The 25599-nt window shown below is 61.8% G+C and carries 25 protein-coding genes; 15 read left to right on the top strand and 10 right to left on the bottom strand.

What is annotated here, in order from left to right; all coding sequences use genetic code 11:
* Positions 1 to 118 precede the first annotated feature (118 nt).
* The 3 genes from AB7535_RS25770 to AB7535_RS25760 all read right to left on the bottom strand — a co-directional run bounded on the left by AB7535_RS25770 (position 119) and on the right by AB7535_RS25760 (position 860).
* Positions 119 to 532 (bottom strand): cupin domain-containing protein, encoded by a 414-nt coding sequence (locus tag AB7535_RS25770; RefSeq protein WP_283017355.1) that lies wholly within the window; start codon positions 530 to 532, stop codon positions 119 to 121.
* 105 nt (positions 533 to 637) lie between these two features.
* Positions 638 to 778: a hypothetical protein gene (locus tag AB7535_RS25765; protein WP_439037117.1), complete on the bottom strand. Its 141-nt coding sequence runs from the start codon at positions 776 to 778 to the stop codon at positions 638 to 640.
* Entirely contained in the window at positions 768 to 860 is a 93-nt protein-coding gene (locus tag AB7535_RS25760) for a hypothetical protein (protein ID WP_354242011.1), read from the bottom strand. Before AB7535_RS25760 ends, AB7535_RS25765 begins: the two co-directional genes overlap by 11 nt.
* 188 nt (positions 861 to 1048) lie before the next feature.
* Between AB7535_RS25760 and AB7535_RS25755 the strand changes: the two genes are divergently transcribed.
* The 7 genes from AB7535_RS25755 (at position 1049) to AB7535_RS25725 (ending at position 7908) form a co-directional block, all read left to right on the top strand.
* Positions 1049 to 2074 carry an ATP-binding protein gene (locus AB7535_RS25755; RefSeq protein WP_439037116.1) on the top strand — a complete coding sequence of 342 codons (1026 nt, stop codon included), beginning with the start codon at positions 1049 to 1051 and terminating at the stop codon, positions 2072 to 2074.
* 155 nt (positions 2075 to 2229) lie between these two features.
* Positions 2230 to 2916 carry an antibiotic biosynthesis monooxygenase family protein gene (locus AB7535_RS25750; protein ID WP_439037115.1) on the top strand — a complete coding sequence of 229 codons (687 nt, stop codon included), beginning with the start codon at positions 2230 to 2232 and terminating at the stop codon, positions 2914 to 2916.
* A gap of 419 nt (positions 2917 to 3335) precedes the next feature.
* On the top strand, positions 3336 to 4271 hold the full coding sequence (locus AB7535_RS25745) for a LysR family transcriptional regulator (RefSeq protein WP_063981741.1): 936 nt from the start codon (positions 3336 to 3338) through the stop codon (positions 4269 to 4271).
* Positions 4268 to 5005: a peroxiredoxin-like family protein gene (locus AB7535_RS25740; RefSeq protein ID WP_135214175.1), complete on the top strand. Its 738-nt coding sequence runs from the start codon at positions 4268 to 4270 to the stop codon at positions 5003 to 5005. Before AB7535_RS25745 ends, AB7535_RS25740 begins: the two co-directional genes overlap by 4 nt.
* 316 nt (positions 5006 to 5321) lie before the next feature.
* The gene (locus AB7535_RS25735; RefSeq protein ID WP_439037114.1) at positions 5322 to 5897 is read left to right on the top strand and encodes a cytochrome P460 family protein; all 576 of its coding nucleotides are present in this window, start codon (positions 5322 to 5324) and stop codon (positions 5895 to 5897) included.
* 27 nt (positions 5898 to 5924) lie between these two features.
* Positions 5925 to 6470, top strand: coding sequence for a DUF1993 domain-containing protein (locus AB7535_RS25730; RefSeq protein ID WP_135214177.1), 546 nt, complete (start codon positions 5925 to 5927; stop codon positions 6468 to 6470).
* Positions 6471 to 6522: 52 nt separating this feature from the next.
* Positions 6523 to 7908, top strand: a complete 1386-nt coding sequence (locus tag AB7535_RS25725; RefSeq protein WP_439037113.1) for an MFS transporter — start codon at positions 6523 to 6525, stop codon at positions 7906 to 7908.
* Between the two features lie 220 nt (positions 7909 to 8128).
* Here AB7535_RS25725 and AB7535_RS25720 read toward each other — a convergent pair whose 3' ends face one another.
* Entirely contained in the window at positions 8129 to 9451 is a 1323-nt protein-coding gene (locus AB7535_RS25720) for an MFS transporter (RefSeq protein ID WP_439037112.1), read from the bottom strand.
* Between the two features lie 592 nt (positions 9452 to 10043).
* Between AB7535_RS25720 and AB7535_RS25715 the strand changes: the two genes are divergently transcribed.
* The 5 genes from AB7535_RS25715 (at position 10044) to AB7535_RS25695 (ending at position 14723) form a co-directional block, all read left to right on the top strand.
* On the top strand, positions 10044 to 10961 hold the full coding sequence (locus AB7535_RS25715) for an NADP-dependent oxidoreductase (protein WP_439037111.1): 918 nt from the start codon (positions 10044 to 10046) through the stop codon (positions 10959 to 10961).
* Between the two features lie 248 nt (positions 10962 to 11209).
* Positions 11210 to 12646 (top strand): MFS transporter, encoded by a 1437-nt coding sequence (locus AB7535_RS25710; RefSeq protein WP_439037110.1) that lies wholly within the window; start codon positions 11210 to 11212, stop codon positions 12644 to 12646.
* Between the two features lie 88 nt (positions 12647 to 12734).
* The gene (locus tag AB7535_RS25705) at positions 12735 to 13148 is read left to right on the top strand and encodes a cupin domain-containing protein (RefSeq protein ID WP_439037109.1); all 414 of its coding nucleotides are present in this window, start codon (positions 12735 to 12737) and stop codon (positions 13146 to 13148) included.
* 93 nt (positions 13149 to 13241) lie between these two features.
* The gene (gene egtD / locus AB7535_RS25700) at positions 13242 to 14195 is read left to right on the top strand and encodes an L-histidine N(alpha)-methyltransferase (RefSeq protein ID WP_439037108.1); all 954 of its coding nucleotides are present in this window, start codon (positions 13242 to 13244) and stop codon (positions 14193 to 14195) included.
* Positions 14196 to 14264: 69 nt separating this feature from the next.
* On the top strand, positions 14265 to 14723 hold the full coding sequence (locus AB7535_RS25695) for a DUF3788 domain-containing protein (RefSeq protein ID WP_439037107.1): 459 nt from the start codon (positions 14265 to 14267) through the stop codon (positions 14721 to 14723).
* A 298-nt stretch (positions 14724 to 15021) separates the two neighbouring features.
* Here AB7535_RS25695 and AB7535_RS25690 read toward each other — a convergent pair whose 3' ends face one another.
* From AB7535_RS25690 to AB7535_RS25675, 4 genes are all read right to left on the bottom strand, one after another.
* On the bottom strand, positions 15022 to 15567 hold the full coding sequence (locus AB7535_RS25690; RefSeq protein WP_439037106.1) for a carboxymuconolactone decarboxylase family protein: 546 nt from the start codon (positions 15565 to 15567) through the stop codon (positions 15022 to 15024).
* Between the two features lie 34 nt (positions 15568 to 15601).
* Entirely contained in the window at positions 15602 to 16237 is a 636-nt protein-coding gene (locus AB7535_RS25685) for a nitroreductase family protein (RefSeq protein ID WP_063981749.1), read from the bottom strand.
* 176 nt (positions 16238 to 16413) lie between these two features.
* The gene (locus AB7535_RS25680) at positions 16414 to 17331 is read right to left on the bottom strand and encodes an NADP-dependent oxidoreductase (RefSeq protein ID WP_439037105.1); all 918 of its coding nucleotides are present in this window, start codon (positions 17329 to 17331) and stop codon (positions 16414 to 16416) included.
* 269 nt (positions 17332 to 17600) lie between these two features.
* A complete protein-coding gene (locus AB7535_RS25675; RefSeq protein ID WP_439037104.1) occupies positions 17601 to 18092 on the bottom strand; it encodes an OsmC family protein in 492 nt (163 codons plus the stop codon).
* A gap of 466 nt (positions 18093 to 18558) precedes the next feature.
* Between AB7535_RS25675 and AB7535_RS25670 the strand changes: the two genes are divergently transcribed.
* The 3 genes from AB7535_RS25670 to AB7535_RS25660 all read left to right on the top strand — a co-directional run bounded on the left by AB7535_RS25670 (position 18559) and on the right by AB7535_RS25660 (position 23933).
* Positions 18559 to 19092, top strand: a complete 534-nt coding sequence (locus tag AB7535_RS25670; RefSeq protein WP_439037103.1) for a peroxiredoxin-like family protein — start codon at positions 18559 to 18561, stop codon at positions 19090 to 19092.
* Positions 19093 to 19527: 435 nt separating this feature from the next.
* Positions 19528 to 20763 (top strand): efflux RND transporter periplasmic adaptor subunit, encoded by a 1236-nt coding sequence (locus AB7535_RS25665; protein ID WP_439037102.1) that lies wholly within the window; start codon positions 19528 to 19530, stop codon positions 20761 to 20763.
* Positions 20760 to 23933 (top strand): efflux RND transporter permease subunit, encoded by a 3174-nt coding sequence (locus AB7535_RS25660; RefSeq protein WP_439037101.1) that lies wholly within the window; start codon positions 20760 to 20762, stop codon positions 23931 to 23933. The genes AB7535_RS25665 and AB7535_RS25660 overlap by 4 nt, the downstream gene beginning before the upstream one ends.
* 420 nt (positions 23934 to 24353) lie before the next feature.
* Here AB7535_RS25660 and AB7535_RS25655 read toward each other — a convergent pair whose 3' ends face one another.
* Both AB7535_RS25655 and AB7535_RS25650 read right to left on the bottom strand, forming a co-directional pair.
* Positions 24354 to 24662 (bottom strand): hypothetical protein, encoded by a 309-nt coding sequence (locus AB7535_RS25655; protein WP_231142901.1) that lies wholly within the window; start codon positions 24660 to 24662, stop codon positions 24354 to 24356.
* A 474-nt stretch (positions 24663 to 25136) separates the two neighbouring features.
* Positions 25137 to 25328 (bottom strand): hypothetical protein, encoded by a 192-nt coding sequence (locus AB7535_RS25650; RefSeq protein WP_231142899.1) that lies wholly within the window; start codon positions 25326 to 25328, stop codon positions 25137 to 25139.
* Positions 25329 to 25599 lie beyond the last annotated feature (271 nt).

Here is a 25599-nt window from a genome sequence, read left to right as displayed (position 1 = left end):
CCGCAACCGCGCTACGCACGCGGCAGCGATGGAGATCGCGTCCGGTTCGACCAAGACGAGCTTCAGCGACCGGAAAGAGTTCTTCTGCCAGATTTCCCGCGCGCCGCGGTCCCCGCCCTTAGGGGAACGTCAGGCCGAATGCAGCCGGATCGGGCTGCTCGCCTTTCCGGGGGACCAAGAAGCGTTCCAACCCACCCGGCACGAAGCTGAGCAGCAGGGTCGCCTGGTCGCCGACCACCTCGATCGTATGCGGCACACCGCGGGGAAGAGCCGCGTAGGCGCCTGGCCCCACCTCGATACGGGCATCGCCGACCCGCGCGATTAGCTTCCCTTGCACCACGTATAGTAGCTCGTCCTCGCGCGTGTGGGTGTGTAGCGGCGGTTCTTCCCCGGCTCGCACCGTCCACAGGACAGTGCCATATTCGCCTCCGGACTGGCTGCTCTCCACCTTCATTTCGACGCTCGAGCCTCCGCTCGAGGTCACTGTCTCGCCGCCGTGCGGCGCCGTGAGAACCGGCTTGTGAACTGACATTGTAACCTCCTGATTGCGCGTCGGATGAGCCCGGCACCGTGCAAGCATGGAATTCCGTGCGGCGAATTGGAAATGACGTCACGCCATGAAATCAATAGCTGCGCGTCATGATGGCGGTTCGCTTTCCGCACCGGATTCGCGTGCATCCGACGTTGACTGCTCGAGCAGCTCGGTCAGCATCCTGATGGCCTCCGTTGGCTTCAGGACTTCGCTCTCACGCAGTTGTTCGATCTTCTCATGCAGCAATTTGAGCTTCGCCTACATTGATCCGGTAGTCGTTCTCCGCGGCCTTGCGATCGATATCCTGCTGCTTGTTCTGGCTTAGCATGATGATCAGCGCTGCGTTGCAGCCTGGGCGCCGCGGCGTGCCGATAACGGTCGGCTATCGACTCCATGGCAAGAGGTGATTTTCCATTTTTCGGTGCTGGAGCCAATCTTCGAGCCATCGTCGCCCGCCCGCGTGTACAGGCCGAACTTGGCGTCCCGTTGGACGATCGCAGGCCAGGAGTTCCCCAGATGCTGATCAAATATTCATCCGACATTTCCTTTCCCGGCGAGGTCGAGAGCCCTCTGCCGGGGGATGTAGTCGTGCTTACGGACCGCGCCGGTGTCGCGCTTGGGGTGCAGCGCCCACTCGGTGTGAGAATGCGGAGCGTCAGCGATCACGGCAGCGGTGTTATCGCGTCCAGACGCGTGGAGATTCCACTCGTCGGGGGCGACGGCGAGATCTCCGGGGTCCTGTTCCGAACCGCCCCACGGTCCAGCACGCGCCGCGCGGCCTTCGCCCGCGGTTCGGAGGGCGAGAGGTCGATCGGGGACGTGGCGCCGTTCGTCGTCCACGACATCAACAACCTTCTCGCCGTGATCGGCGGCGGCCTGCGGCTGCTCGAGTGCCAGAGCGATGCCGCGTATCGAGCGGCGATCGTTTGCAAAATGCAGGAAGCGATTACGCGAGGCGTGTTGCTCAGCCGTCAGTTCCTCGATACTGCGCGACCATGCCGCAAGTCGATCGAGGGCTTTGTCGCAGGCAGTCGTCTCGCAGCGATCGCGGGTACGCTTGACTGGGCGTTGCGCCCGGACATCACTGTCCGCACCGAGATCGCGCCCGACTTATGGACCTTCAATGCCGACCCGGAAGAGCTGTACTTTGCGCTCCTGAATCTCTGCCGAAACGCAGACGATGCTATGCCGGCCGGCGGCACGATCACCGTCGCGGCGCGGAATGTCGAGCCGTTTAGCGCGGACCGCGGGTTCGTTGAGATTGTCGTCGCCGACGAGGGGGAGGGCATGTCTGAGGAGGTCCTGTCGCAGGCGTTCCTTCCATACTTCACGACAAAGGCGGCTGGCGGCGGCAGCGGACTCGCCCAGGTTCGGCACTTCGCCGAAGGACGGAGCGGTGCGATCAGTATCGAGCGCGAGCGAGGTGGCGGCACGCTGGTCCGCCTCTTTCTCCCGTGTGTCGACGATGCGGGGGGCCGGAGCAGCTTTGTCGGTACGCGGATCACGCGCACGCCGTCATCCAAAACTCCCAGCGGTCAGTGACTACCGCGGTGTGGCAGGAAGGCCGGATATGCGGAAAAGCGGTACGCGCCCGCGGAGGCTTCCCATCCGGCAAATCACCGTGAATGCGACGCATGGTCGGGCCACTTCGAAACCGAATCGACTACATCACAGCACTCCAAGAATGAGATACGACTATGTTTTCCGTGATTTTCGAAGCCCTCCCCCATAAAGGGAAGTGGGATAACTACCTCAACAATGCCAACATGCTGCGCCCGGAGCTGGAGCAGGTCGAAGGCTTCGTCGACAACATCCGCTACAAGAGCCTGACACGCGAGGACTGGATCCTTTCGCTTTCGAACTGGCGAGACGAGAAGTCACTGGTCCGCTGGCGCATCCGCACGCGCCATCACGAGGTCCAGCAGAAGGGCCGCGACGAAATACTCGCAGATTACCACCTCCGCGTCGGTCAGATCACTGCCGACAACAAAGTGCCCGTGGGTTACGCCCTGAGGGAACAGCGGCTCGATGAGACCGAAGTCGGGGAGGGGATGACAGTCACGCTGATCAACGCGACGCGCCCCGCGGAGTGGAAACAGACCGACAACCCGTACGACTGCGCGGAGTGGCTCGGACTGAACCCTTGGGCCGCCGACTTCACGTCCTGGGACATCTTCGAAGCAGTGCTCACGCCTGGCGACCTGATTCTGCTCATGTCCTGGAAGGACGCCGCCGCAGCGCAGGCCTACGAGGACGCTTCCGCGCCGAATGAAAAGGCAAGGGTTCGTAGAGTGCGGATCGTGCGCGACTACGGGAAATATGACCGTCGCGAGGCACCTCAATACTTCGAAGATGCCAAGGGCGGCGAGACCCTCCATGCCTGACGCCGCTCCGTCGGGAAGGGCCATGCTGCCACGAGAGTTCGACTCTGGGTTCGGACTGCCGCCCAGTCTCGCGTTTAGCGAGGCTTGGCAAGAAACAGACGATTGGCGGTTGACGAACTATCGTTGAGGCTTGCTCCGCTAGCTGTCGCACGATTGATTTCTGCACTGACGAAGGTGACGAACATGGGTACACGGCGGCGCCGCCGCCCGTCCGGTTCTCGCCCATCTCGCATGCACTAACCTGGCTCTCAGAAACTCCTGAAAGCGTGTCCGTGCGTCCTAATCAATAGGCCGAGCCGTTCCAACCTCCGCACGCAAGTCGCATCTACTCCCCATGATCGCGACGTGCCTGTCACGCCGTCGATTGCAAAGGCTCGTCTCTATCGACAGCCGCACCTTGACGGAGAACATAACAACCCATGGAGCTTCATCAGGTTCGCTACTTCCTCGCCGTCGCGTCCACCCTCAACTTCACCCGCGCGGCCGAGCAGTGCAATGTCACGCAGCCCGCGTTGACCAAGGGGGTGCAGAAGCTCGAGCAGGAACTCGGCGGCCAGTTGATCTATCGCGAACGCCAGCTCACCCAACTCACCGATCTTGGAAAGGAAGTCCTTCCGATGCTGGAGCGCACACTGGCCTCGGCAGAGGCGGTGCGTCGCCGAGCCCAGGAGTTCCAACGCAAGGACGTCGCGCCACTGAAGATTGGCCTTGCCCCATCCATCTCGGCGTCGCTCGTCCTCGATCCAATCGCAGAGATCGCAAAGTTCGTCCCTGGACTTCACGTCGAGCTGCGCGAGGGCGCGGCGAAGAAGCTCGTCGACCTCTTGCTTGAGGGCGAGATCAACGTCGCAATGGTCGGAGACGTGCAGGATGTGCCCGCCCGCATCGACGACTGGTCGCTGTTCGAGGAGCGCTACGTTGTGGTTCTTGCGCCGACACACCGGCTCGCAAATCGTCCCTCGATCGGCATCGACGACCTCCGTGAGACCATCTTGCTGGAACGCGCCGACTGCGACGTCGCCCCGAAGATCCAGAAATCGTATTTCCCCGAGAGCCCGCCCCAGCTTGGCCACTGCAGCGGTCACGACCTGCACCTGCAGCACATGGCCGCGGCCGGCCTTGGCGTGATGCTCGCGCCCGAGCACATGCCGCGCCTTCCGACGCTCAAGACCATCCCGCTCGAAGGCAACCTGGTTTCACGGGAGGTACGCCTACTGGCTGTGCAAGGGCGCCGCTACTCCCCGGCGCTGGACGCATTCGTCAAGGTCGCGCGGCTTCGCGACTGGTCGGTCGAAGCCCCCGACCGGGGCGTGCCGCACGCAGCGGTCCCGGTGGTGTCGAGGGCGCCCGCATGACCACGACACGCACGCCGACGGCCAGCCGCTTCCAGCCAATCGATCCTCAGCCCGATGACTCCCAACCGATGTTAAATCAAACCAACAAGACACTCGCCCGGATCCGCACCGAGTTGTTGACGACGTTCAGCGCTGCGGATTGGGAGTCATACAACCACCTCGTGCGCTGGCTCCGAGATACAGACGTGGCATCGCACGCTCTGAAGGTTGGAGATGACGCGCCGAGCTTCCTCCTGCCGGACGCTGATGGCCGTCTCCACTCCTCCGAACGGCTGCGCCGCAAAGGACCCCTCGTCCTGAGTTTCTTCCGAGGCGGTTGGTGTCCTTTCTGCACCGCTGAGCTTTGCGCCCTGCAGGCTGCAAAGGATGAGTTCGAGAGCATCGGTGCGACCCTCGCAGTGGTGACACCCGAGACGAGGGACTTCCCGCGGCAGCTCAAGCGGAGCCTAGGCTTGGACCTGAAGGTGCTGTCCGACGTCGACTATGGCGTTGCCATATCGTATGGCGTGCTGTTCCGAGTGCCCGACGAGACCAAAGCGCACTATTCCAGGCTAGGATTCGACTTCGGCGCCCGGCACGGGTCACCGGAGTGGATGTTACCTATTCCCGCGACCTATGTGATTGACGCGGAAGGCCGGATCCGCAGCGCATTCGTCGAGCCGGACTTCACGATACGAGAGGAGCCGGCGCAAATCCTGGCCTCGCTGCGCCAGGCCGCTTCCACGTCCGAGTGAGAGCAGTAGAAGGTGGAGAGCAACATCCTGTCAATCCGGCGATGAGGCGGTCTGAAATGCCCCTCGACGACGGCGCACTCGCAGCTGCCTACTACGACGTAAGACGGTCGGGTCGGCGCTCACAGCGCTCACGTACGACGATATCTTCTGCCTATCGAATACATGTCCAAAGAGAATTTCTAATTTTGTCGGCCGAGTCCGATCTTTAGGGCTGGCTAGGCCGAGCGCGCGGTTGGCCACACAGCGATTGAAGTAATGATTGAAGCCGTTTCACTGGATCAGAGTGCACAGCGCGCGAGCGGTAAAGGAGATCCCCATGAAATTATCGAGGACTATCGGCCTCGCTGTTGCCGTCTCGCTAGTCACCGGCGCCGTGGCAGCGCTCGCGCAGATCAACGGAGCTGCTCCGGCCGGCCCGACCGCGAACGTGGTAGACGGTGCTGGGCACCTGCGCGTGCCGGCGGACTACCGAACCCTCTACCAAGCGCTCGGCAGCTGGGCGATTGCGGCTGAGAGCGGCCAGGGCTCGAATGAAATCCACGCCGTCTACGCATCCCCCGGGGCGATCGACGCCTACCGGAAGACGGGGCATTTTCCGGACGGCGCCGTTCTGGTGAAAGAAGTCTTCGCGACTTCGACCAACGAGATGACCACCGGCACGGTAAGCCACGCCGACAAGCTCAAGGGCTGGTTCGTCATGGTGAGAGACAGTAAGGGAACGCACCCCGGCAACCCGTTGTGGGGCGACGGGTGGGGATGGTCGTGGTTCGACGCGGACAAGCCGCTCAAAACCACCTCGACGGACTACCGTTCCGATTGCCAGGGGTGCCACCTGCCTGCCACGGCCACGGACTGGATTTATGTGAATGGATATCCCGTCCTGCGTCACTGACCGACGTTCAGAGTAAAAAGCGAGCGAATGGAGTTCGACGTGTCCCTCTCGGTCTATGACATCACGGTCCCTGTCATGGTGCACGGACTGAACGTGATGGACGACTATCTCGACCACGCTCAAGCACTCGAGCGGACCAGGGGATATGAGCCTGGAAGGATCCTTGGCGAGCGGCTCGCGTCCGACATGCTGAGCTTCGGAGAACAGTTTTCTGTAAGCTGCAATAAGGTTGACGCCCACATGGCGAAGCTGATGCAGCGCGATGCGCCGGCTCCCCACAGCACCCTCATGATGTACCCGGCACTGAAGGGGCGGCTCCTCGAGACGCGCGGCTTCCTGCAAAACGTGCAGCCGGGCGAGATTGCCGGCGCGCAGTCCCGCACATACGAACTGACACCGCCTATCGTGCGCGGGTGGTTCGGCGGCGACAACTACATCCGGCACCTGGTGCTACCCGACTTCTTCTTCCACATCGCGATTGCGCACGCGATCCTTCGGCACCTCGGAGCGAAGATCGGGAAGCGCGACTACCTCGGCAACCTCAGTCAGCAGAGCGGAGGTGACTACTCGTGAGCGGCGGGCGCGGTGCGCGGCACGAGCCGAAGCTTTCAATGTTGTTGTTGTCATGGCCGGAAGGCCGCCCAAGGTTCGCGCCGGAAATTGCATACTGATGGGTGGCGTCGAATGTTTGACGGCGGCTCAGCGCCGCTGGGTAATGCTATGCATCTTGCTTGGACTTGGTCTAAGTTCCCTCGGAAGCGCGATCGTGAACATCGCCTTGCCAAACATCTCGCGTTCATTCGCAAGCAGGGACGCCGCGACCGTTTGGGTCGTGAATGCCTATCAGCTTTCGGCAACGGTCTGCTTGTTGCCCGTTGCAAGTCTGGTCGAATCACTCGGTCTGAAGCGCGTTTATACCGCCGGCCTGGCTATTTTTGTTTTCGCGTCGTTGGGTTGCGCTTTCGCTCCAACATTACCGATGCTGGTGAGTGCGCGCTTAATTCAGGGTGCCGGGGCAGCTGGAGTTTCTGTGGCCGGCATGGCATTTGTACGCGTGATTTATCCGCATCACATGGTCAGCAAGGGCTTCGCGTTGGTCGCGTTAGCGGTGGCGATACCTGGAGCATTGGGCCCCACCATCGCGGCGGCAATACTTGCCTTGGCAAAATGGCCCTGGTTGTTTTTGGTGAATGTGCCATTCGGCCTTACTGTTCCGTTATTTATTGCCGCTGCACCACCAGACGTTCGGGTTGCGCGCTCTCTCGATCTGATCGGGACCGCTCTGAATGCGCTGGCGTTCGGACTTTTCGTCGTCGGTGTCGGCACGCTGGGTACTGGCGATGGGCGCATTGCGACGGGAGAGATCGTGGCAGGTCTCTTCTGTCTCAGTCTCTTCGTTCGACAACAGCTCCGGCACCCTATGCCAATGTTGCCATTCGATCTTTTCCGTATACCTCTGTTTACCCTATCGATGTGGACATCCGTCTGCTCCTATGCCGCACAAATTCTGGCTTACGTCTCCTTGCCGTTTCTATTTGAGACGAGGATGCATCTTTCGGCCGTGGAAACAGGTCTTCTTCTGACAACCTGGCCGTTCATGACTGCAGTCACGGCTCCAATTGCCGGTCGCTTGACGATCCGCCACCCCGCTTCGGTGATCTGCAGCATTGGTTTGGCGTTGTTGGCGGTCGGTTTGCTCCTGATGATCTTCTTGCCGACATCTCCGGCGAGATGGGATGTCGTATGGCGACTGGCTCTTTGCGGTATCGGCTTTGGTCTTTTTCAGACCCCGAACAACACGGCGATGATGACGGTTGGACCCGTAGGGCGCAGCGGGGCCGCAAGTGGGATGAATGCGTCGGCTCGCTACGTCGGATGGTCACTTGGTTCCGCGTTGGTCTCGCTGATCTTCGGCTTGGGCGGAGACCAAGGCGCCGTCTTCTGTCTGGTCGCCGGAATGGCCTTCGCTCTGACGGGAGTCGCTACCAGCAGCGCTCGTCGGTTCAGATAGCGTCCAAATGCGGGACGCAGCACCTCGTCGGAGGTCGTCCGGCGATATCTGCGCCATGTGCTCGCTGCTGCAGACAAACGTGGCTTGCGACAAGTCGCCGCAAAGCTCGTGGCTCGAGATCAACGATCAGCCATGACGCTCCGCTGAACACGGCTTCCGGTAAGTTCAGGGTGTCTGCCAGATTTAGTGAAGTATCGAATTCGGTTGAATTCCGTGCTTTCTAAGTTGCGTCCGCTTTCGCCATGACCGGTGTCAGCGTCATCGAGGCCGCAAAGGCGCCGCCGATCGAGGTCGCGGCGGCTATGGCGAGGCCGACTTCGTAGCCGGACGAGAAAGACGCGACGCCGGCGGCTAGTGCCACCCCGGCGAGCTGCGCAATCCGGCTCGCCGCATTGTTGATGCCGGAGGCGAGTCCTTCGTCGGCCTGATCAACACTCGACATGACAGACGCGGTGAGCGGCGCAACGAGCACAGCGAAGGACAGGCCCAGTAGGGTCATAGGTCCGATCACGCCGAGCATCAGGGATTCTTTCTCGCCAAGCGCCATCAGGATATAGGCGAGTGCCGCACCTAGCGGTCCCGCGATGAGCATGGCCCGCGCGCCAATCTTGTCTGCCAGCCGGCCGAAGAGATTCGACAAGAGCCCCACGCCAAGCGTGAAAGGTAGGAATGCGAGCCCGGCGTCGGTCGACGACAGGGCGCGGCGATCGATGAGCTCGAAGGGTAGCAGAAAGAACATGATCGAAACCCCCGCATAGACCATCAGGGTGACAACGTTCAGCCCGAGGAAGGCGCGGTTCTCCGCCAAGCGAGGTGGCGTCATCGGGTGTTCGCTTCTGCGCTCCCAGAACGCGTAGACGGCGAGCCCGATAATGCCAAGCCCGGTGACAATCACGAGCACTGTGCCCGACGGGGCTGAAGCGCCCGCGGCGGCCTGAACTTCACCGGGGCCGATTTGGCTAAGCGCCCAGGCAAGCGCCCCGATCGCCAAAGCGAGGATCGCGGCGCCAATCACGTCGAATCTGCGCTGGATGCGACCATCCTTCGGCGCAAAGACCAGCAGAACTCCCACTGCCACGAGCGCGAGCGGCGGGTTGATCCAGAACACGGATGGCCAGCCAAAGGTCTCGGTGAGCCAGCCGCCCAGGACAGGACCTCCGGCGGTGGTGAGAGCCGACGCTGCGGCCCATACGCCGATCGCGCGGTTTCGCTCTTCGCGCGGATAGGTGGCCCCGATCAGGGCGAGGCTCGCGGGAGTAACGATCGCTGCGGCCGCTCCCTGCGCGACGCGGGCAGCGATCAGCCAGGCGGGCGAAGGCGCCAGCGCGCAAGCGGCGGACGTCAGACCGAACAGCACGCAACCGAACCCGAGCATGCGCGCTTTGCCGTAAACGTCCGCGAGCGCGCCGCCGATCAATGTCAGCGAGGCGAGCGCCAGCATGTAGCTGTTGAGGACCCATTGAACCGAGGCGAGGTCCGCCGCCAAATCTGAGCGCAATCTCGGTAACGCAACGGGCAACGCTGTCGCATCGATGAACGCCATCGAGGACGCGAGCACACAGGCCGCGAGTACCATCCGCCGGCAGCGAGGTGGCGCCTCCCGACCGAGCTCTCGCGGGCAAGGTTCTGCGTCGATAACGCCGCGGCTGCATCCCTCTACAAACGGCTGCGCCGCGTTGCGACTCGCTCGCCGTCTCTGGTTTGCAGGATTGGTCATTCGCAGTCTTATTTCGGATTGAAGGTGGTTCCGACAACCGTCTCATACGGTGGCGGTCGGACCCCGGTGAAGGAAATTATCTCTCGCCATAGAATCGATAGATAATCGTTATTGCCTTGCCGCGCGGCGGCATGCCGTCGCGGCGTGCGCAACTTGCCTTGATTTACCAATGGCAGAGAAGACCGTCGCACCACTATTCCCCGCTGCAATGGAAACCATACATGCCGGCTATTGGAGAATGTTACTCCGCGCTGCCATCAATGGGTACCGCTCGTGGATTTTGTCGAGGGCTGGACAACTGAGATCGTGGAGGCGCCGTCCCATCTTCGCTTTCGGGTCGCTGGCAAGCGATGCCGAACCGGCTTTTGTCGCTGGAACGTATCCAGCAAAGGAGCAAATAACTGAGGAGACAACTCACATGAAGGCAATCGCCGTAACGGACCAGGCCGCGGGAACGGCCGGGATGAAGCTGGTGGAGCGGCCCGAACCGCGGCCAGCGATAAACGACGTCGTCGTTCAAGTTCATGCATCGGGCTTCACTTGGGATGAGCTGACGTGGCCCCCGATGTGGACCGATCGCCTCGATCGTGACCGAACACCGTCGATCCCTGGGCACGAGCTGGCCGGAGTCGTCACCGCTCTCGGTTATGGCACGACGGGATTGTCAGTGGGACAGCGGGTGTTCGGCCTGACGGACTGGTATCGCGACGGCACCTTGGCGGAGTATGTGGCCGTCGAGGCACGCAACCTTGCGCCGCTGCCGGGCGACGTCGACTTCACGGTGGGCGCGAGCCTGCCGATGCCGGGTCTGACTGCGTGGCAAGGACTGTTCGTGCACGGCCACCTTCAGTCGGGGCAGACCGTCCTTGCGCACGGTGCGGCTGGCGTCGTCGGTTCGATGGTGACGCAACTCGCACGTGAGGCCGGCGCCTACGTCATCGGCACTGGACGCGTTGCCGACCGTCAGGCGGTGCTCGACTTCGGCGCGAATGAGTTCGTCGACCTCGAGAACGACGCTCTGAAAGACGTCGGTGGCGTCGATCTGGTTTTCGATATCTTCGGCGGCGACATCGCGAAGCGGTCCGCAGGCCTGATTCGAGCGGGAGGAGCGCTGGTGACCATCGCCGGGCCGACCGAGGCGCGGCCCACCGACGGCTTGGCGATCGACTTCGTTGTCGAGTCCGATCGCGCCCAACTGGGTGAGATCGTCCAGCGTCTGCGGGACGGACGACTGCGGACGAACATCGGCACCGTCTCGACCCTCGATGACGCCATCGCCGCCTTCAATCGGACCGAGCGCCGCAAGGGGAAGACAATCGTTCGCGTTCGCCCGTGAGAACTTGGGGCGGAGAGCGGTTCCGCGCTCCTCGTCAGCTCGGCACGGATCCACGTTTAGGCGTCGCTCGGCCGTGGCCGCCGGCGGCGCGGCGCGGGCAGGAGGCGACGGCGGTTCATGGCAAGCCTGCTTGAGGTTGAATTGATGTTGCGAAAAGTGATCCGCGAACGGACACGGCAGTTCGGCTTCGGGCTGCCGGCCGATGAACCCGCGCCGCGAAGCGCGCGACCTGACATGACGGTTAGGTCGTGAGCAGTGCGTCCCTGATCCTGACCCATCGCGGCCTGGCGCTCTCCGAGCCTAAGGCCGTCGGCGCGCGGGGGAGCACCAAGGTGCTCGCCGCGTCGAGCCTGGGCAGCTGCCTCGTGTTCGTCAGCGGTGCCGTCGTCACGGTCGCGCTCGCGGCGATTGGCCGAGACTTGCGCCTGTCGCCGCTTGACCTGCAGTGGGTCATGAACGCCGAGCTCCTGCCGCTCGCGGCCCTGACCTTGGTAGGCGGCGCTCTGGGTGATCGGTTCGGACAGAAGCGGATCTTCCTCGCGGGGATCGCTCTCTACGGCCTGGGCGCGGCCGCGATTGCTTTCGCGCCGAGCTTCGCGCCGCTCATCTGCGGCCGCTTCCTGCAAGGTTTGGGCGAAGCTGTGATCCTGCCCAACGGCCTTTCCGTGCTCGGGCGGGCCTTTCCCGCCGACAAGAAAGCCCGTGCGATCGGCATCTGGTCCGCCGTCGCAGCGGTCGCAAGTGGCGTCGCGCCCGCGATCGCGGGCGCGATCATTGATCACGGATCCTGGCGGCCGGCCTTTCTGATGCTCCTGCCCATCGTCGCCAGCGCGTTGGCCTTCGGCACCGCGTGGATACCCAAGGACTCCCCGACCAGCTACGTCCGGATCGACGTCTATGGCGCGGTCCCTTCGACAGTCGGGCTCGGCTCGTTGGGCGCGGGGCTGACGAGCCTGACCAACGGTTCCGGTCCAACCCTTTGGGTGCTCATCACTCTGATCGTCGGTCTGGGCGGCTTTGCCGGCCTTATCGTCACACAGCGGCGGCTAGGCGAGAACGCCATGCTGCCCCCGTCGCTCTTCGCCTCGCGGTCGGTCGTCGGCGTGAACCTGTTTACCGCGCTCCTCTACGGTTCGTTCACGGTCATGCTAACCTTGATCCCGTTCGTGATGATCCGAGGCGCGTACCTGCCGACGCTGGTGGCGGGCCTGGCCTTCATTCCTCTGCAAGTGCTGATTATGGTCGTTTCGCCGCTCGCCGGTATGCTCTGCCGCCGGTTCGGCAGGCGCCTGCCATTGTTCGCCGGCAGCGCCGTCGTCGCCTTGGGCTGCATCATGGCGCTCCGTATCGGTCCGAACGCAACCTATTGGGCGGACATCTTCCCCACCATCCTGTTGCTGGCGCTTGGCATGAGCCTGGCGATCGCGCCGTTGACGACCCTCGTCCTCACCTCCGTCGAGTCCGATCGAGTCGGAACCGTGTCTGGCGTCAACAGCGCAGTCTCACGCGCCGGGTCGCTGTTCGCCATCGCATTGCTCGGCGGTGTGCTGCAGCAAGGCGGTCCTCAGCTGTTCTGGGGATTCCACATGGCGATGGTTGTCGCCGCCGTCGCCTGCGTTCTCGCCACGCTCGCGGTGTTCATCATCGAGCCGGGGCCCCACGTCGACTTCATCCCGCGAGACTGATCGTTCGGTGTCGGCAATCAGCAGGCCGGCAAGGTCGAGAGGGAGCAATGAAGAACGAATACCAACCTCCAGGCAGAAGGAGAAACTCATGAAGATCCGGACCATTTTCGCTGTCACCTGCGCCGCCTTCTCGATGGCCGGCCCCATCCGCGCTCATGATCGCGAAGCGGAAACCGTCGCGAAGAAACTCGAGGCGGCCATTCCCAATGTCCCTGGCAAGTCGCTGCTCGCCCTGGAGGTCGATTACGCGCCGGGCGCGGCATCCCCGCCCCATACCCATGCGAAGTCGGCTTTCATCTACGCTTATGTGATCTCGGGCGCGATCGAGTCGAAGGTGAACGACGGCGAGAAGCGCATCTATCAGGCAGGCGAGGGCTGGTCGGAGCCGCCGGGTGCAACCCATTCGATCAGCCGCAACGCGAGCAAGACAAAACCGGCGAAGCTGCTCGCTGTTTTTGTCCTCGACACCAACGACAACCCGCTGACGACACCCCTCAAGTAACGTAGTCACTGAGCCTGGCACGAATTCACGGTGAAAATATCGGCCACGAGTTTACCTCGGCCGTTATCCGCCGTGTCACCGAAAGCGGAAAATATGCTTCACGTGAATGACAGCATCGACGCTGTTGAAAATGCATTTGCCCGAGACGTCGTTGGCGGCTTATCCGCTGATGTGAAGACGCTGCCGAGCCGTTGGTTATACAACGAGCGTGGATCTGAACTTTTCGAAGAGATAACGAGGCGGGATGAGTATTATCTGACCAGAGCCGAAACGTCGATCTTGCGAGAGCGGCAGCGTGACATCGCCGATTTTGTAGCGCCTGGCGCGGTTCTCATCGAGTATGGTGCGGGAGCCGGCGTTAAGACGGAGCTTCTGCTGGCAGGCCTGCGTGACCCGCGAGGCTACGTGCCGATCGATGTCGCCGATGCTTTCCTTGCAGAAACGTCTCGGAGGATCGCTTCGCGCTTCCCGTCGCTCTGGATCCGTCCCATCGAGCGCAATTTCCTGGATGCATTTGAGGTTCCGTTCGATGGCTCCAGCGGCGGCAGGACAGGATTTTTTCTTGGCTCGACGATGGGGAATTTGAACGCGAGCGAGGCGAAGACCTTGCTGATGCAGATGGGGCGACACTTAGGCAAAAACGGACGTGCCATCATCGGTGTCGATCTCCAGAAAAACGTGGATACGCTTCTGCGTGCTTACGACGACAGCGCCGGTGTGACAGCCGCTTTCAACCTCAACCTCCTTGAGCGGATCAACGCCGAACTGGGCGGCGATTTCTGTTTAGAGCGGTTCAAGCACGTGGCGCGCTGGAACGAGATCGAGAAAGCAGTAGAGATGCATCTGGTCAGCGTGTGCGATCAGCGCGTTACCCTCTGCGAGCGCGCGTTTAGTTTCAGAACGTCGGAAAGCATTCATACTGAGAGCTCCCGAAAATATACTGCGGAGAGCTTCGAGCGGCTTGCCCGGTCCGGCGGATGGAAGGTTGTCGAGCTTTGGCAGGACGCGGGCGGATTATTCGGCCTGTTCGGGCTCATTCGCTATTGATCGGCCGATGATGCGGCACACCAGGTCTTCCGAAACCAACGTGAAAGTTGCGGTGTAAAGGAAAGCGGCATGGAACAATCCCCCCAGATCGGCGACAGGATCACCGATAAATCAGCATCGCCCGACGACAGCACTGTCCGAGACTGGATCGGGCCGAAGGCGTTCGGGCATTGGGCCGAGCTGCGAAAATGGATCGAGGCATACTACCCCGATGTTTTCGTGCCGGATTGGCTCTATCGTGGCAAGAAGCGTGGTTGGTCCCTGCGTTACAAGAAATCCAAGGCATTCTGCACCTTCCTGCCGGAATACAGGCTGTTTTCGGTCGAGGTGGTCTTGGGGGCAGCAGAGCGAGAGAAGTTTGAGGCGCGGCGTTACTGGTGGCGCTCGCAGCTGGTGAAGCTTTACGATGAAGCCCGAACATACCCAGACGGAAAATGGCTGAAAATTGCTATCTCATCCGCAGCCGATCGGCATGACGTGACGGAGCTTTTAAGTCTGAAGCGTCCGCCTCCGCGGTCGCGCGATTGAGACGCTCGCGCCGCTCCGGCGCGATGGTGGTCCTCCAGATGAAATAGACACGCGCCTTGAACACCTTCTTGTGCGGCGGGGCGACGACATCGTTCTCGCTGGTGATCTGGCGGCCTGGAGCGATCCCTTGAGTGCTTTGTCGAGGAGCTTTGGCGCCGTGGCGACAAACGGCGACAGTCTTCGCGCCAACCAAAAGCCCGGACGCGTTCCCAAGAATCCTTCCCGGGTGCGTCCGAGCCTTGCGTGATGCTCGCATCATGGAGGCTCCTCAGAGATCGTAGATGCGAATGGATTGAGTTCAGATCGATCCAGCCGGCGCAACGGCAGGAAAGTCCTTCTCGGGATCGAACACGTTGTTGAAAAAGTTCGTCAGAGAGTACATGGCCACCAGCGCGACTATCTCGATGACGTTCGCATCCGTGTAGCCTGCGTCGCGGACGACTTTCAGATCGGCGTCACTAACCTTGCCGCGGGTCTCGATGACTTTACGCGCAAACTGGATGGCAGCGTCCCGCTTCGGGTCGCTGGCATGGCCCTTCCGAGCGAGAGTGATTTCATTGGCGGGCAGCTTGGCCATATGATTGGCCGTAAAGCTGTGAACCGTCAGGCAGTAGTCGCAGCCATTCACTTCGGAGACAGCGAGGCCGATGCTGTCGCGCGTCTTCACGTCTAGCGCCTTGCTCAAGGAGCCAAGCAGGGCGGCCCATGAGTTGAACGCGATCGGGCTTGCCGCGAAGGTCGCCATCATATTTGGGGTGAACCCGATGTTCTTGGTGAACATATCGAGGGTCGGTTTCGAATCCGCCGGCACCCGTTCCGGCTTCAGAGCTGTAATTCTTGGCATCATAATCTTCGCAGGTTCTCGGTTTCACTAATCACTAAATGAGGTCCAACACATCGGCCACCGGGCGACGCGGCTTCTGCGGCCAGTTTCCCGGACGCTCCGCTCCTACGGACAGCAGCATGACCGGGACTTCGTCCTCGGCCAATCCAAAATCTCGGTGCACCGCTTCGGCATCGAAACCGATCATCGGCGTCGAACCCAGGCCCAGCGATCGGGCCGCATAGATCATCGCCGCCGCACCGAAGGCGCCGGTGCGCACTGCTTCGTCGCGCTGGCGCTGCGGGTAGTCCTTATAGAGATCGCGTGCGGGGATTTCCCAATCCGGTATCAACTTTGCCGGCATGATACCCGCCTCCACCACCGGCGCCAGGCGGTCCGGAATTACACTGGAATCAGCCAACTGGCCGCAGATGATAAAGGTAACGGCGGCTTCAGTGATCGCCGGCTGCTTCCAGGCGATCGGGCTCAACCGAGCCTTGGCTTCAGGCGTGCGTACCGCGATGAAGCGCCAGTTCTGCAAATGGAAGGATGTCGGCGCAGTAGTGCCGATCCGCACCAGCTCGCTGATTTGGTCATCGCTCAAAGTGGCGGCAGGGTCGTAGTATTTGGCGGAGCTGCGGCTCAGGATACATTCGATGACGGCATTGGTCATGGCGATTCTGTTGGTCATGGTGATTCCTGTGCGTTAGGGGATGACTTGAGATAACGAGTGCTTTCGCTCTCTTTGCTCGAAATGCCGCAGGGATGGAGCCCGTCTGGCATCTCATGCCCGGGGGCCGTGGTAGTTTCCTGGGTTGCGGCGCGTCTGATAGGACGTGACGGCCGCGTGCATCGAATGTGGGTCGTTCACGGACGAACGCGGATGATCGTCTTCCCGCCGATCCGCTTCGTTGGATTGAAGGCGGCGACGGCATCTTCGAGTGTCGTTACGTGGCCGACGTTCGTGCGCAGTCGCCCGTCCCGAACCCGCCGGACGATCTCACTCAGTTGGGCACGATCGGACTCGACGACGAAGTCGACCGCCAGGCCATCGGCGGGCCGCGCCTCGGCCGGCCCGACGATGGACACCAGCGTTCCTCCGGATCGAACCAGGCGCGCGGAGCGTTTCCTGATGTCGCCGCCAATGAGATCGAACACCAGGTCGACCGGGCCGATGTCGTCTAGAGCGTCGTTCTCCAGGTCGACGAACTCATTCGCGCCGAAGTCGAGCGCCTTCTGACGGTCGGCGGCGCGTCCGGTGCCGATGACATAGGCGCCGGCCTCACGCGCGAGTTGCGTCACCATCGACCCGACTGCGCCGGCCGCGCCGTGCGCGAGGACGCGCTGCCCCGCCTGAAGGCGGCCGTGCACGAACAATCCCTGCCACGCGGTCAGACCCGAGACCGGCAGGCTCGCGCCCACCGTGAAGTCAACGTCGCCCGGCAGCGGCGCCAGGTTGCGTGCCTCGATCGCCACATACTCGGCCAGTGTGCCATCGCGATACCAGTCCGCGAGGCCGAACACCCGCTGTCCCACCGACAGGCCCGTCGTGCCATATCCGAGAGCGGTGACCACTCCGGCCAACTCGTGCCCGGGAATCGACGGTGTCCGGTCGCGATCGAGGCGATCGGTCCACGTCGAAGGCCACGACAGCTCGGTTCCAACGAATCCTGACGCATAGACTTGAACGACGACGTCGTTTATTGCTGGCCGCAGTTCGGGTCGCTCCACCAGCTTCATCCCGGCCGTTCCCGCAGCTTGGTCTGCCACGACGATTGCCCTCATCGCCAACCTCCTCGTGTGTGGTATGTCGTCATCTTCCGAATTCCCTTGCGGGCGACCAAAAATACGATCGCCAAATTCGACGGTCCAATGACCTGTGGCTATGGAATCGATGCCATCGACGCGAAAGATCAAAGCGCGTCAGCAGTGAACGTCGGGACGAATGCCCCGCGAGGGAAGATTTCCGGGCACTGAGGACGCAAGAAAGAGCTGCAATGCGGGTTTGATCGGCTGCGATGCGCCGGTACGGTGATCGACCGCACGAGAGACGCTCAATCCGGAGTGATATTCGGGATCGGGAGTTGAGCCAGATCATCCTCGTAGCTGGCCTGAGTGCTTGGGCTGTGGCCGGAAGCAGTAGCGTCGAGGCGCGTGTTGATAGCGGCGCCGATGCCGAGAATCTTGCCAACGGGGCAGAGGTTTGCGGCTTCCAGCAGGAGCGCGCGCTGATGAGCATCGAGTTCTCCCTCCAGCACGAGGGTGCGTGCGAACGAATCTCGTTCGCCCTGAGCGCCATGGCGGAAGCTGACGCTCACTTCCAGCCGCTCCAGCGGAAGTCTCTGGCGTCGAGCCTGAAAACGAATGCTCATAGCGGTGCATGCGGCGAGAGATGCGCTAAGGAGGTCGTAAGGATTGGGACCAGAAGAAATGCGGCCGACGCCATCCGGGCCGCCGACAGTAAAATGAGAGCCGCCGACACGGCATACCAGTGCACCATGATTGGTGGGGTCGCTTGCGACAACAACTTCGCGGATCTTGGTCATGACTAGGTCCCGATTGTTCGAATGATCGACCACCGGCTTCGACGAGCGTGAACGCAAGCAGGCAGCGCAGAACAAGTCCTGCAGATAGCGCGAGGTCTCAGCGCGGCGTCCGCTCCGGCCGGCGCGTTCAGCAACTAAATCCGGCGACCATTCGGGTAAAGCTATCATGTCCATAACCGCCGGGAATGCTTCGGGAGTCGGTGCCGAAGCTCCGCGGCGAGGAAATCCGTGAATCCGCGCGCCGGGCTTGACGGTCTTCCGCTCGCGACAACGCATTGAATTCCATCGAGGCGAAGTCTCGGTCGGAGAAACAACGCGCGGGAATGGAAATCATAACGGTCGGACATTTCTCAATTGAAGGTCGGCGACGTAGTGTCACCCTGCAGAGGGGCGGAGTGATGGCTCGTGGGCGATCAGCGAGTGCCGGAATTCCCGACGTACTTAGGAAAACACTGCGGAGAAGAGAATGCTGCTGCCTCGTCGACCGGTTCCCGAACTGCGCGTGCCGACCCTTGCTCATGGCGAATTTGATCTTGCTGCCGACGCGCCGAAGCTGTTTACGCTGATATGCTTTTATCGCGGACTCCATTGCCCGGTCTGCCTCAAATATCTGCGCGAGCTGGAATCGCTGATACCCGAATATGAGCGTCGCGGTACAAAGGTCATCGCTATCAGCTCTGACGTTCGCGAACGCGCTCAGGAAATGGCAAACAAGGTCGGCGCCAGCTTGCGATTCGGATATTCACTGCCGCTGGCGGTTGCTCGCAAGTGGGGTCTCAATATTTCGTCATCGCGTGGAAAGACATCGATCAACATCGAAGAGCCGTCACTGTTTTCGGAGCCCGGCGTATTCCTCGTCCGACCGGATGGTACTTTGTACTACGGCGCGGTTCAAACAATGCCGTTCGCACGTCCGTTGTTCTCGGAATTGCTTCAAGCGATCGATTTCGCTATCGCCAGGGATTATCCGGCGCGTGGCGAGTATGACGGCCCTCTCTGAGCGGCCGTCGGCTTAGCTACCGGCGCACCCGTGAACATGAAAGCCGCTGCGCGGTAGCTACTGCTTGATTCTCTGTTCGGTCCGGCTGTTTCGGGTATGTTTGATCTTACCGGCTCTGACCGAGCGCGACTCGGAATTCTCCGCAGAATAAGACGTCGCGGTCTCGAGTGCCACGCGGCCTGCGGCATTCCTCGCGACGGCATCGCGCTCGCGCGGCGAGCGGCAATAACGACCGTTTATCGAGTCCATGGCGAGAGGTGATTTCCGTCGCCGGCATTGCAAGGCCATTCTCCAAAGCATCGTCGAGCCTAAACCTGCGGTTCTGCGATCAAAGCGCGGATCACGATGAAAGCTCGAGAGCGCAGTGGGTCGATATGCGAAGCAACGACGTAATCTAGATCATCGCGCTGGGTTCTTGGAGAGACGGAAGTGAGTATGACTGATAGAATGGTGCAACCGGCTCCGGCACCTCAGCTCGATCGCGGTTCGTTTTATCGCTTTCCACGATGCTTCCTCGCACCGATCGGTCTGCTGTTCGCGCTGGCGCTCGCGGGCTGCGACAAGAAGGCACAATCGCAGGAGGCTGCGCCTGCACCGCCGCTGGTTACAGTCGCGCAACCAGTCAAGCGCACGGTCACTGACTGGGACGAGTTCACCGGCCGCTTTGAGGCGATACAGGAGGTTCAGGTCCGTGCCCGCGTCGGTGGCTTCGTCAACAGCGTCGAGTTCACAGACGGTGCGATCGTTCATGCCAGCGATCTGCTCTACATCATCGATCCGCGCCCGTTCGAGGCGGTCGCCTCACAAGCGCAGGGCCAACTCGACGACGCGCGGGCCAAGGCAGAGCTTGCCAAGCGTGAACTCGACCGTGGGTTGAACCTGGTCCAGACCAGCGCAGTTTCGGTGCAGGTCGTCGATCAGCGCCGTCAGGCCTTGCAGGCGGCTTATGCGGCCGAGACGCAGGCCGAGGGTGCGCTGAAGGCCGCGCAGCTCAATGTCGAATTCACCCACGTGCTGGCGCCGATCACCGGCCGCGTCAGTCGCCATCTGGTGACCCCCGGCAACCTCGTGCAGGGCGCCGATAGCGGCGCGACGTTGCTCACCTCGATCGTGTCGCTCGATCCGATTTACATCTATTTCGACGTCGACGAGGCGACCTATCAGCGCAACAGCAGGCTGTGGTTCGAAGGCAAGCGGCCAAGTTCGCGCGATACGTCAAATCCCGTGCAGGTGACGCTGACCGGCGAGACAAAGCCCTCGCATGTGGGGAAGATGGACTTCCTCGACAATCGACTGGACATCTCGACTGCGACGCTGCGCAGCCGCGCGATTGTCCCGAACAAGGATCTCTCGATCCTCCCGGGGCAGTTTGGCCGCGTCAGGATCATCGGCTCGTCGCCCTACGAGGCGCTGCTGATTCCGGACGCCGCTATAGCCACCGACCAGTCGCGCAAGATCGTGTTCGTGGTCAAGGCAGACAACACGGTAGATGTAAGGCCGGTGATACTCGGGCCGCTCGATGGGGGGCTGCGCGTGATTCGCGAGGGCCTCATGCCGGGGGATCAGGTCATCGTCGACGGGCTGCAGCGTGCCCGCGTCGGCGCCAAGGTGACACCGAAAATGGCGCAGGCGCCGGCAGACGACAAGACTCCGGCAGGTGCGAAGCCATGAATCTTGGAAGGCTTTCCATCAGCCAGCCAATCTTGGCGATGGTACTGTCGATCGTGCTTGTGATCGTCGGCACGATCGCCTACCAGACGCTGCCGGTCTCGGAATATCCGCAGGCGGTGCCGCCGACCGTCACCGTCACCACGCAATATCCCGGCGCCTCAGCGCAGACCGTATCCGACACGGTGGCAGCCCCGATCGAGCAGGAGATCAACGGCGTCGAGGACATGCTGTATCTCTACAGCCAGGCGACCTCGAACGGCCAGCTCACCATCACCGTCACCTTCAAGCTCGGTACCGATCTCGACAAGGCGCAGGTACTTGTGCAGAACCGCGTCGCGATCGCGCAGCCGCGGCTGCCGGACGAGGTGCAGCGCAACGGCGTCGTAACCCGCAAGAACTCGCCCGACATCCTGATGGCCGTATTCGTGCTGTCGCCCGACGACTCGTTCGATCAACTCTACATCTCCAACTACACGCTGCTGCAGGTGCGCGATCAGCTTTTGCGGCTCGACGGCGTCGGTGACATCCAGATGTTCGGCGCGCGCGACTACTCGATGCGAGTGTGGCTCGATCCCGACCGGATCGCTGATGTCGGCCTGACATCGGGCGAGGTGCTGGCGGCGATCCGCGCCCAGAACCTGCAGATCACCGGCGGACAGATCGCTGAGCCGCCGATCGCCGATCGCGCGCTCCAACCGAACCTCGTCTTCACTGGCCGCCTCAAAGATATCGGGCAGTTTGAGGACATCGTGGTGAAGGCCGGTTCCGACGGCCGCACCGTACGTCTGCGCGACGTCGCGCGCGTCGAGCTCGGTGCGCTCTCCTACGCCACCAGCAGCCGCATACTGCGCAAGTCGGCCGTCGCAATGGTGGTGACGCAACGGCCCGGATCGAACGCGCTCGCCACGGCGAAGGCAATCTCCACCACCATGGCGAAGCTGAAGGAGAGTTTTCCGAAGGGGCTCGACTACAATATCGGCTACAACCCCACCGAATTCATCGCCCAATCGGTCCATGAGCTGATTAAGACGGTCTACGAGGCGATGGCGCTCGTCGTCATTGTGGTGCTGGTGTTCTTGCAGGGATGGCGGCCTGCGATCATCCCGATCATCGCGATCCCGGTGTCGCTGGTCGGCACCTTCGCGGTGATGGCCGCGCTTGGATTCTCGATCAATAATTTGACGCTCTTCGGTCTGGTTCTCGCGGTCGGCATCGTGGTCGACGACGCCATCGTGGTTGTCGAGAATGTCGAGAGACATCTCCAGCACGGTATGAGCCGGCGCGAGGCGGCGCTCAAGACCATGGAGGAAGTCGGCGGCGCGCTGGTCTCGATCGCACTCGTGCTCTGCGCGGTGTTCGTGCCAACAGCTTTCCTGGGCGGCATCTCCGGGCAGTTCTTCCAGCAATTCGCCGTCACCATCGCAGTCGCGACCGCGATCTCCTGCTTCTGCTCGCTAACACTGTCGCCGGCACTGGCCTCGCAGATTCTTACGCCACACGAGGAGAAACGTCCGCCGGCGCGCTGGAACGTCATTGCGCGCGGCTGGGACGGCTTCACCGCGCTGTTCAACCGCATCTTCGATCGACTAGCGCGCGGTTACGCGGCCACTGCCGACTTCGTGATCCGGCATACGGTGGTGATGCTTGTGATCTATCTCGGGCTGATCGGCAGCGCCGGCTGGCTGCTCGCCACCACCTCGCAGGGCTTCATTCCCGCGCAGGATCGCGGTTACCTCATCATCTCGGCGCAATTGCCAGGCGCCGCGTCGCTGGCGCGGACCGCTGCGGTGGTGCGCGAAATCGAGCGGATCGCGCTGGATACGCCAGGTATCGTCCGTGTCGGGGCGTTCAGCGGGTTCTCCGGCGCGACGCGCACGCAGGCCGGCAATGCCGCAGCGCTGTTCCCGGTGTTCGACGAGCCGGAGGCGCGGCAGAAGAAGGGATTGACGGCCAACGCGATCACGGCCGATCTACGCAAGCGGCTGTCGGCGATCCAGGGCGCTTTCATCATCGTCATTCCACCGCCCGCGGTGCCAGGCATCGGCACCGGTGGCGGCTTCGCCATCCGCATCCAGGATCGACAAGGGCGCGGTCCCGAGCTGCTCGCAGCGGCGACGGACGAGCTCGTCGCCGCCGCGCGTAAGTCGCCAAATCTGACCTCGGTGTTCTCGCCTTTCACGGCGAATACGCCGCAGCTGTTTGTCGATATCGATCGTGTCAAGGCGCAGAAGCTCGCGGTCCCCATCGCCAACATCACCGACACGATCGAGACATACTTCGGTTCGACCTATGTCAACGACTTTAATTTGTTCGGGCGTACCTATCACGTCACCGCGCAGGCCGATCTCCCATTCCGCAAGGAGACTTCCGACCTCGCGCGGCTGCGTACCCGGAACGCGGCCGGCGACATGGTGATGCTCGGCAGCGTCGTTGACTTCAAGGACATCTCGGGACCCGATCGTGTGGCGCGATACAATCTCTACTCGGCATCCGAGATGCAAGGTGAGCCGGCCACGGGCGTAAGCTCGGCCACAGCGCTCAGCACCATCAAGCGATTGGCCGACGAAAGATTGCCGAGCGGCTTTTCCCTCGAATGGACCGATCTGTCCTATCAGCAGGTGACGGGTGGTAATGCCGGCCTCTATGTGTTCCCGATCTGTGTGCTGTTCGTCTATCTGGTGCTGGCGGCGCAATATGGCAGCTGGACGCTGCCGTTCGCGGTGATCCTGATCGTGCCGATGTGCTTGTTCGCGGCCACTATCGGCGTGCGCATCATGGGCCAGGACGTGAACATTCTGACCCAGATCGGCTTCGTCGTGCTGGTGGGACTTGCCGCCAAGAACGCGATCCTGATCGTCGAGTTCGCGCGCGACATCGAGCTTGAGGGCAGGTCGCGGCTGGAGGCTGTCATTGAGGCCTGCCGGCTCCGCCTGCGGCCGATTCTGATGACCTCGTTTGCTTTCATCCTCGGCGTGCTGCCCCTGGTGGTTTCTACCGGTTCGGGCTCGGAGATGCGCCAGGCGGTCGGCGTCGCCGTGTTCTTCGGCATGCTCGGCGTCACGCTGTTCGGCCTGATCTTCACGCCGATTTTCTATGTCGTGGTGCGCAACCTCGCGGAAGGCACGAACGAGGGCAGGCCGACCCAGACAACCGCGGCCGCGGCGGAGTGAGTCGCGATGACGCCGATGCACGATGAGGCCGGAACACTATCTCCGTTTCCTTGAGGAGCGCGGAACGTGCGTCTCGGCCCCGCCGAGGCCGCTCACTCTTCGAGGCTCGCTTAGCCATGCAGCTCGGGATGACCGGTGTGACGCTGCGGGCCGTGGAGAGGCTATTCTATTGGTTGAGGCATGAAATCGATATTTTACGTCGCGATAGCGGCTTGCAGCCTGTTGCTGGCCGCGCCGGTATCGGTGCAGGGCGTGAAGATGGGCGTGCCGAGGCGTTAGCGTCAAAGCTGTCCTTCACGGACGGCTCGAGGATCGGAGCGGTGACACTTTGAAAGATCCGATGTCACATCCAAGTGGTTATAACGGGAAGATGATCATCTGCGGACCTCGTGCATTGTGATTGCCTGAGAATAGTGAGGGTCAACCGCCGCATCTCGTCCCGAACAGATCTTTGAAAGCGTTAATCACGGAATCGAGCGCTGTTAACACTCGTGCGCCGTCGACGCGGCCAGCAGCGGCTTGCCGCAGCATCACGGATTCATAAAAGGAGGCGGCGAGGGCGCGACAAGTCTCATCGTTGTCCGCCGCATTGTCGGGTTGGCCGCGTACAGTTACCGGGATGGCGCGAGCGACAGTAATATCCTTGTTTAGCGTGGACTCCGCCGCAAGCCCGGGAGTTGCAGATGCATTGATCAGAGCAGAAGCGATGAGAATAGTGATTGTCCTCATGAGTGGGCTCCAGAACGTGAGTCGTTGCGAGGAGACTTACATTTCTGCTGGTCGATCTTCTATTGCACGTGGTTTGTTCAGGGTGCGGCTGTAGTTGCGTCACATAAGCCTCGGCTTAGAAGGCGAATGACGGTTTCGGATGCCGGCAGTGGGGCCGCCGCCCCTCGCCCTCCCGGCGCCTGCAGTTCCGGTCGATAGCCGCTTTTACCGTGGCGGACACGGAAGGCCCGGAATGCAGCCGGACCGCACCGACGCTCCACTCGTTGATCCGAAGAAGCTCATCGAGAGTTGGTTGGGGACTCTTTGCAAGGCGCTCCGTTCTCAGCGTCCTTGCCGTCTCGGATCGCAACCGTTGCCTTAAGTCGGACACTTGCGGCGCGCGCTGGGGTCGATCTTCGGTCAGAAGCTCGATCTCCGGTCGGCCCGATAGCTGCTGAGGAAAGCTGCTCATCAGCTCATATATGCCACCCGTATTCAGCGCGAGCGCCGGATCGAGCAATCCCTTGCAGCGTCGAGCGAAGCCTTCTCGGCTCGCCGCTTGTAGTCGTCGGCAAGAGACTTAAGCTGAGCCGCAATCAGTTGGTCCATCATGGCTTTGGCAGTGCGAGGCAAAGTCTGCGCTGTCTTCAAACATTCCTTGCCTCGTCGTGAAATCTGAAGCGTCATGACGCCTTCGTGCGGTTCTCGGGCGACTGGTCGAAAGCGAGACGGAACCAGCCCATCCAACTGTGATCATTCTGGCGGCGCGCCTTGAATCGATCGACGCACTTCCTGGAGCAAAGCGGCGTTCGCCACGAATAATGCCGGATGAGACCAAACTTGCCTTCACAGACTGCGCATCGGACGGCCTTGTCAGACCCGTGACTTTCCAAGCGGTAAGGCATCGTTTTCTCCTATCGGCCTGTGGGCGTTTCGGATGCACTAAGACTAACGGGGT

This window comes from Bradyrhizobium sp. 956_D2_N1_4, assembly GCF_052076025.1.
Taxonomy (GTDB): domain Bacteria; phylum Pseudomonadota; class Alphaproteobacteria; order Rhizobiales; family Xanthobacteraceae; genus Bradyrhizobium; species Bradyrhizobium barranii.
Note: the sequence above shows the minus strand (reverse complement) of the source record. Positions and strands in the feature narration are given on the sequence as shown.

Bases quoted from the DNA above. Each gene is read 5' to 3' on its own strand.
- AB7535_RS25760 (WP_354242011.1), bottom strand. From the start codon at position 860: ATGCTAAGCCAGAACAAGCAGCAGGATATCGATCGCAAGGCCGCGGAG.
- AB7535_RS25730 (WP_135214177.1), top strand. From the start codon at position 5,925: ATGGAGTTCGACGTGTCCCTCTCGGTCTATGACATCACGGTCCCTGTC.
- AB7535_RS25755 (WP_439037116.1), top strand. From the start codon at position 1,049: ATGCTGATCAAATATTCATCCGACATTTCCTTTCCCGGCGAGGTCGAG.
- egtD (WP_439037108.1), top strand. From the start codon at position 13,242: ATGCTTCACGTGAATGACAGCATCGACGCTGTTGAAAATGCATTTGCC.
- AB7535_RS25695 (WP_439037107.1), top strand. From the start codon at position 14,265: ATGGAACAATCCCCCCAGATCGGCGACAGGATCACCGATAAATCAGCA.
- AB7535_RS25745 (WP_063981741.1), top strand. From the start codon at position 3,336: ATGGAGCTTCATCAGGTTCGCTACTTCCTCGCCGTCGCGTCCACCCTC.
- AB7535_RS25705 (WP_439037109.1), top strand. From the start codon at position 12,735: ATGAAGATCCGGACCATTTTCGCTGTCACCTGCGCCGCCTTCTCGATG.
- AB7535_RS25680 (WP_439037105.1), bottom strand. From the start codon at position 17,331: ATGAGGGCAATCGTCGTGGCAGACCAAGCTGCGGGAACGGCCGGGATG.
- AB7535_RS25675 (WP_439037104.1), bottom strand. From the start codon at position 18,092: ATGACCAAGATCCGCGAAGTTGTTGTCGCAAGCGACCCCACCAATCAT.
- AB7535_RS25770 (WP_283017355.1), bottom strand. From the start codon at position 532: ATGTCAGTTCACAAGCCGGTTCTCACGGCGCCGCACGGCGGCGAGACA.
- AB7535_RS25690 (WP_439037106.1), bottom strand. From the start codon at position 15,567: ATGCCAAGAATTACAGCTCTGAAGCCGGAACGGGTGCCGGCGGATTCG.
- AB7535_RS25720 (WP_439037112.1), bottom strand. From the start codon at position 9,451: ATGGCGTTCATCGATGCGACAGCGTTGCCCGTTGCGTTACCGAGATTG.
- AB7535_RS25715 (WP_439037111.1), top strand. From the start codon at position 10,044: ATGAAGGCAATCGCCGTAACGGACCAGGCCGCGGGAACGGCCGGGATG.
- AB7535_RS25740 (WP_135214175.1), top strand. From the start codon at position 4,268: ATGACCACGACACGCACGCCGACGGCCAGCCGCTTCCAGCCAATCGAT.
- AB7535_RS25660 (WP_439037101.1), top strand. From the start codon at position 20,760: ATGAATCTTGGAAGGCTTTCCATCAGCCAGCCAATCTTGGCGATGGTA.
- AB7535_RS25665 (WP_439037102.1), top strand. From the start codon at position 19,528: ATGACTGATAGAATGGTGCAACCGGCTCCGGCACCTCAGCTCGATCGC.
- AB7535_RS25650 (WP_231142899.1), bottom strand. From the start codon at position 25,328: ATGACGCTTCAGATTTCACGACGAGGCAAGGAATGTTTGAAGACAGCG.
- AB7535_RS25685 (WP_063981749.1), bottom strand. From the start codon at position 16,237: ATGACCAACAGAATCGCCATGACCAATGCCGTCATCGAATGTATCCTG.
- AB7535_RS25725 (WP_439037113.1), top strand. From the start codon at position 6,523: ATGGCCGGAAGGCCGCCCAAGGTTCGCGCCGGAAATTGCATACTGATG.
- AB7535_RS25735 (WP_439037114.1), top strand. From the start codon at position 5,322: ATGAAATTATCGAGGACTATCGGCCTCGCTGTTGCCGTCTCGCTAGTC.
- AB7535_RS25670 (WP_439037103.1), top strand. From the start codon at position 18,559: ATGCTGCTGCCTCGTCGACCGGTTCCCGAACTGCGCGTGCCGACCCTT.
- AB7535_RS25750 (WP_439037115.1), top strand. From the start codon at position 2,230: ATGTTTTCCGTGATTTTCGAAGCCCTCCCCCATAAAGGGAAGTGGGAT.
- AB7535_RS25655 (WP_231142901.1), bottom strand. From the start codon at position 24,662: ATGAGGACAATCACTATTCTCATCGCTTCTGCTCTGATCAATGCATCT.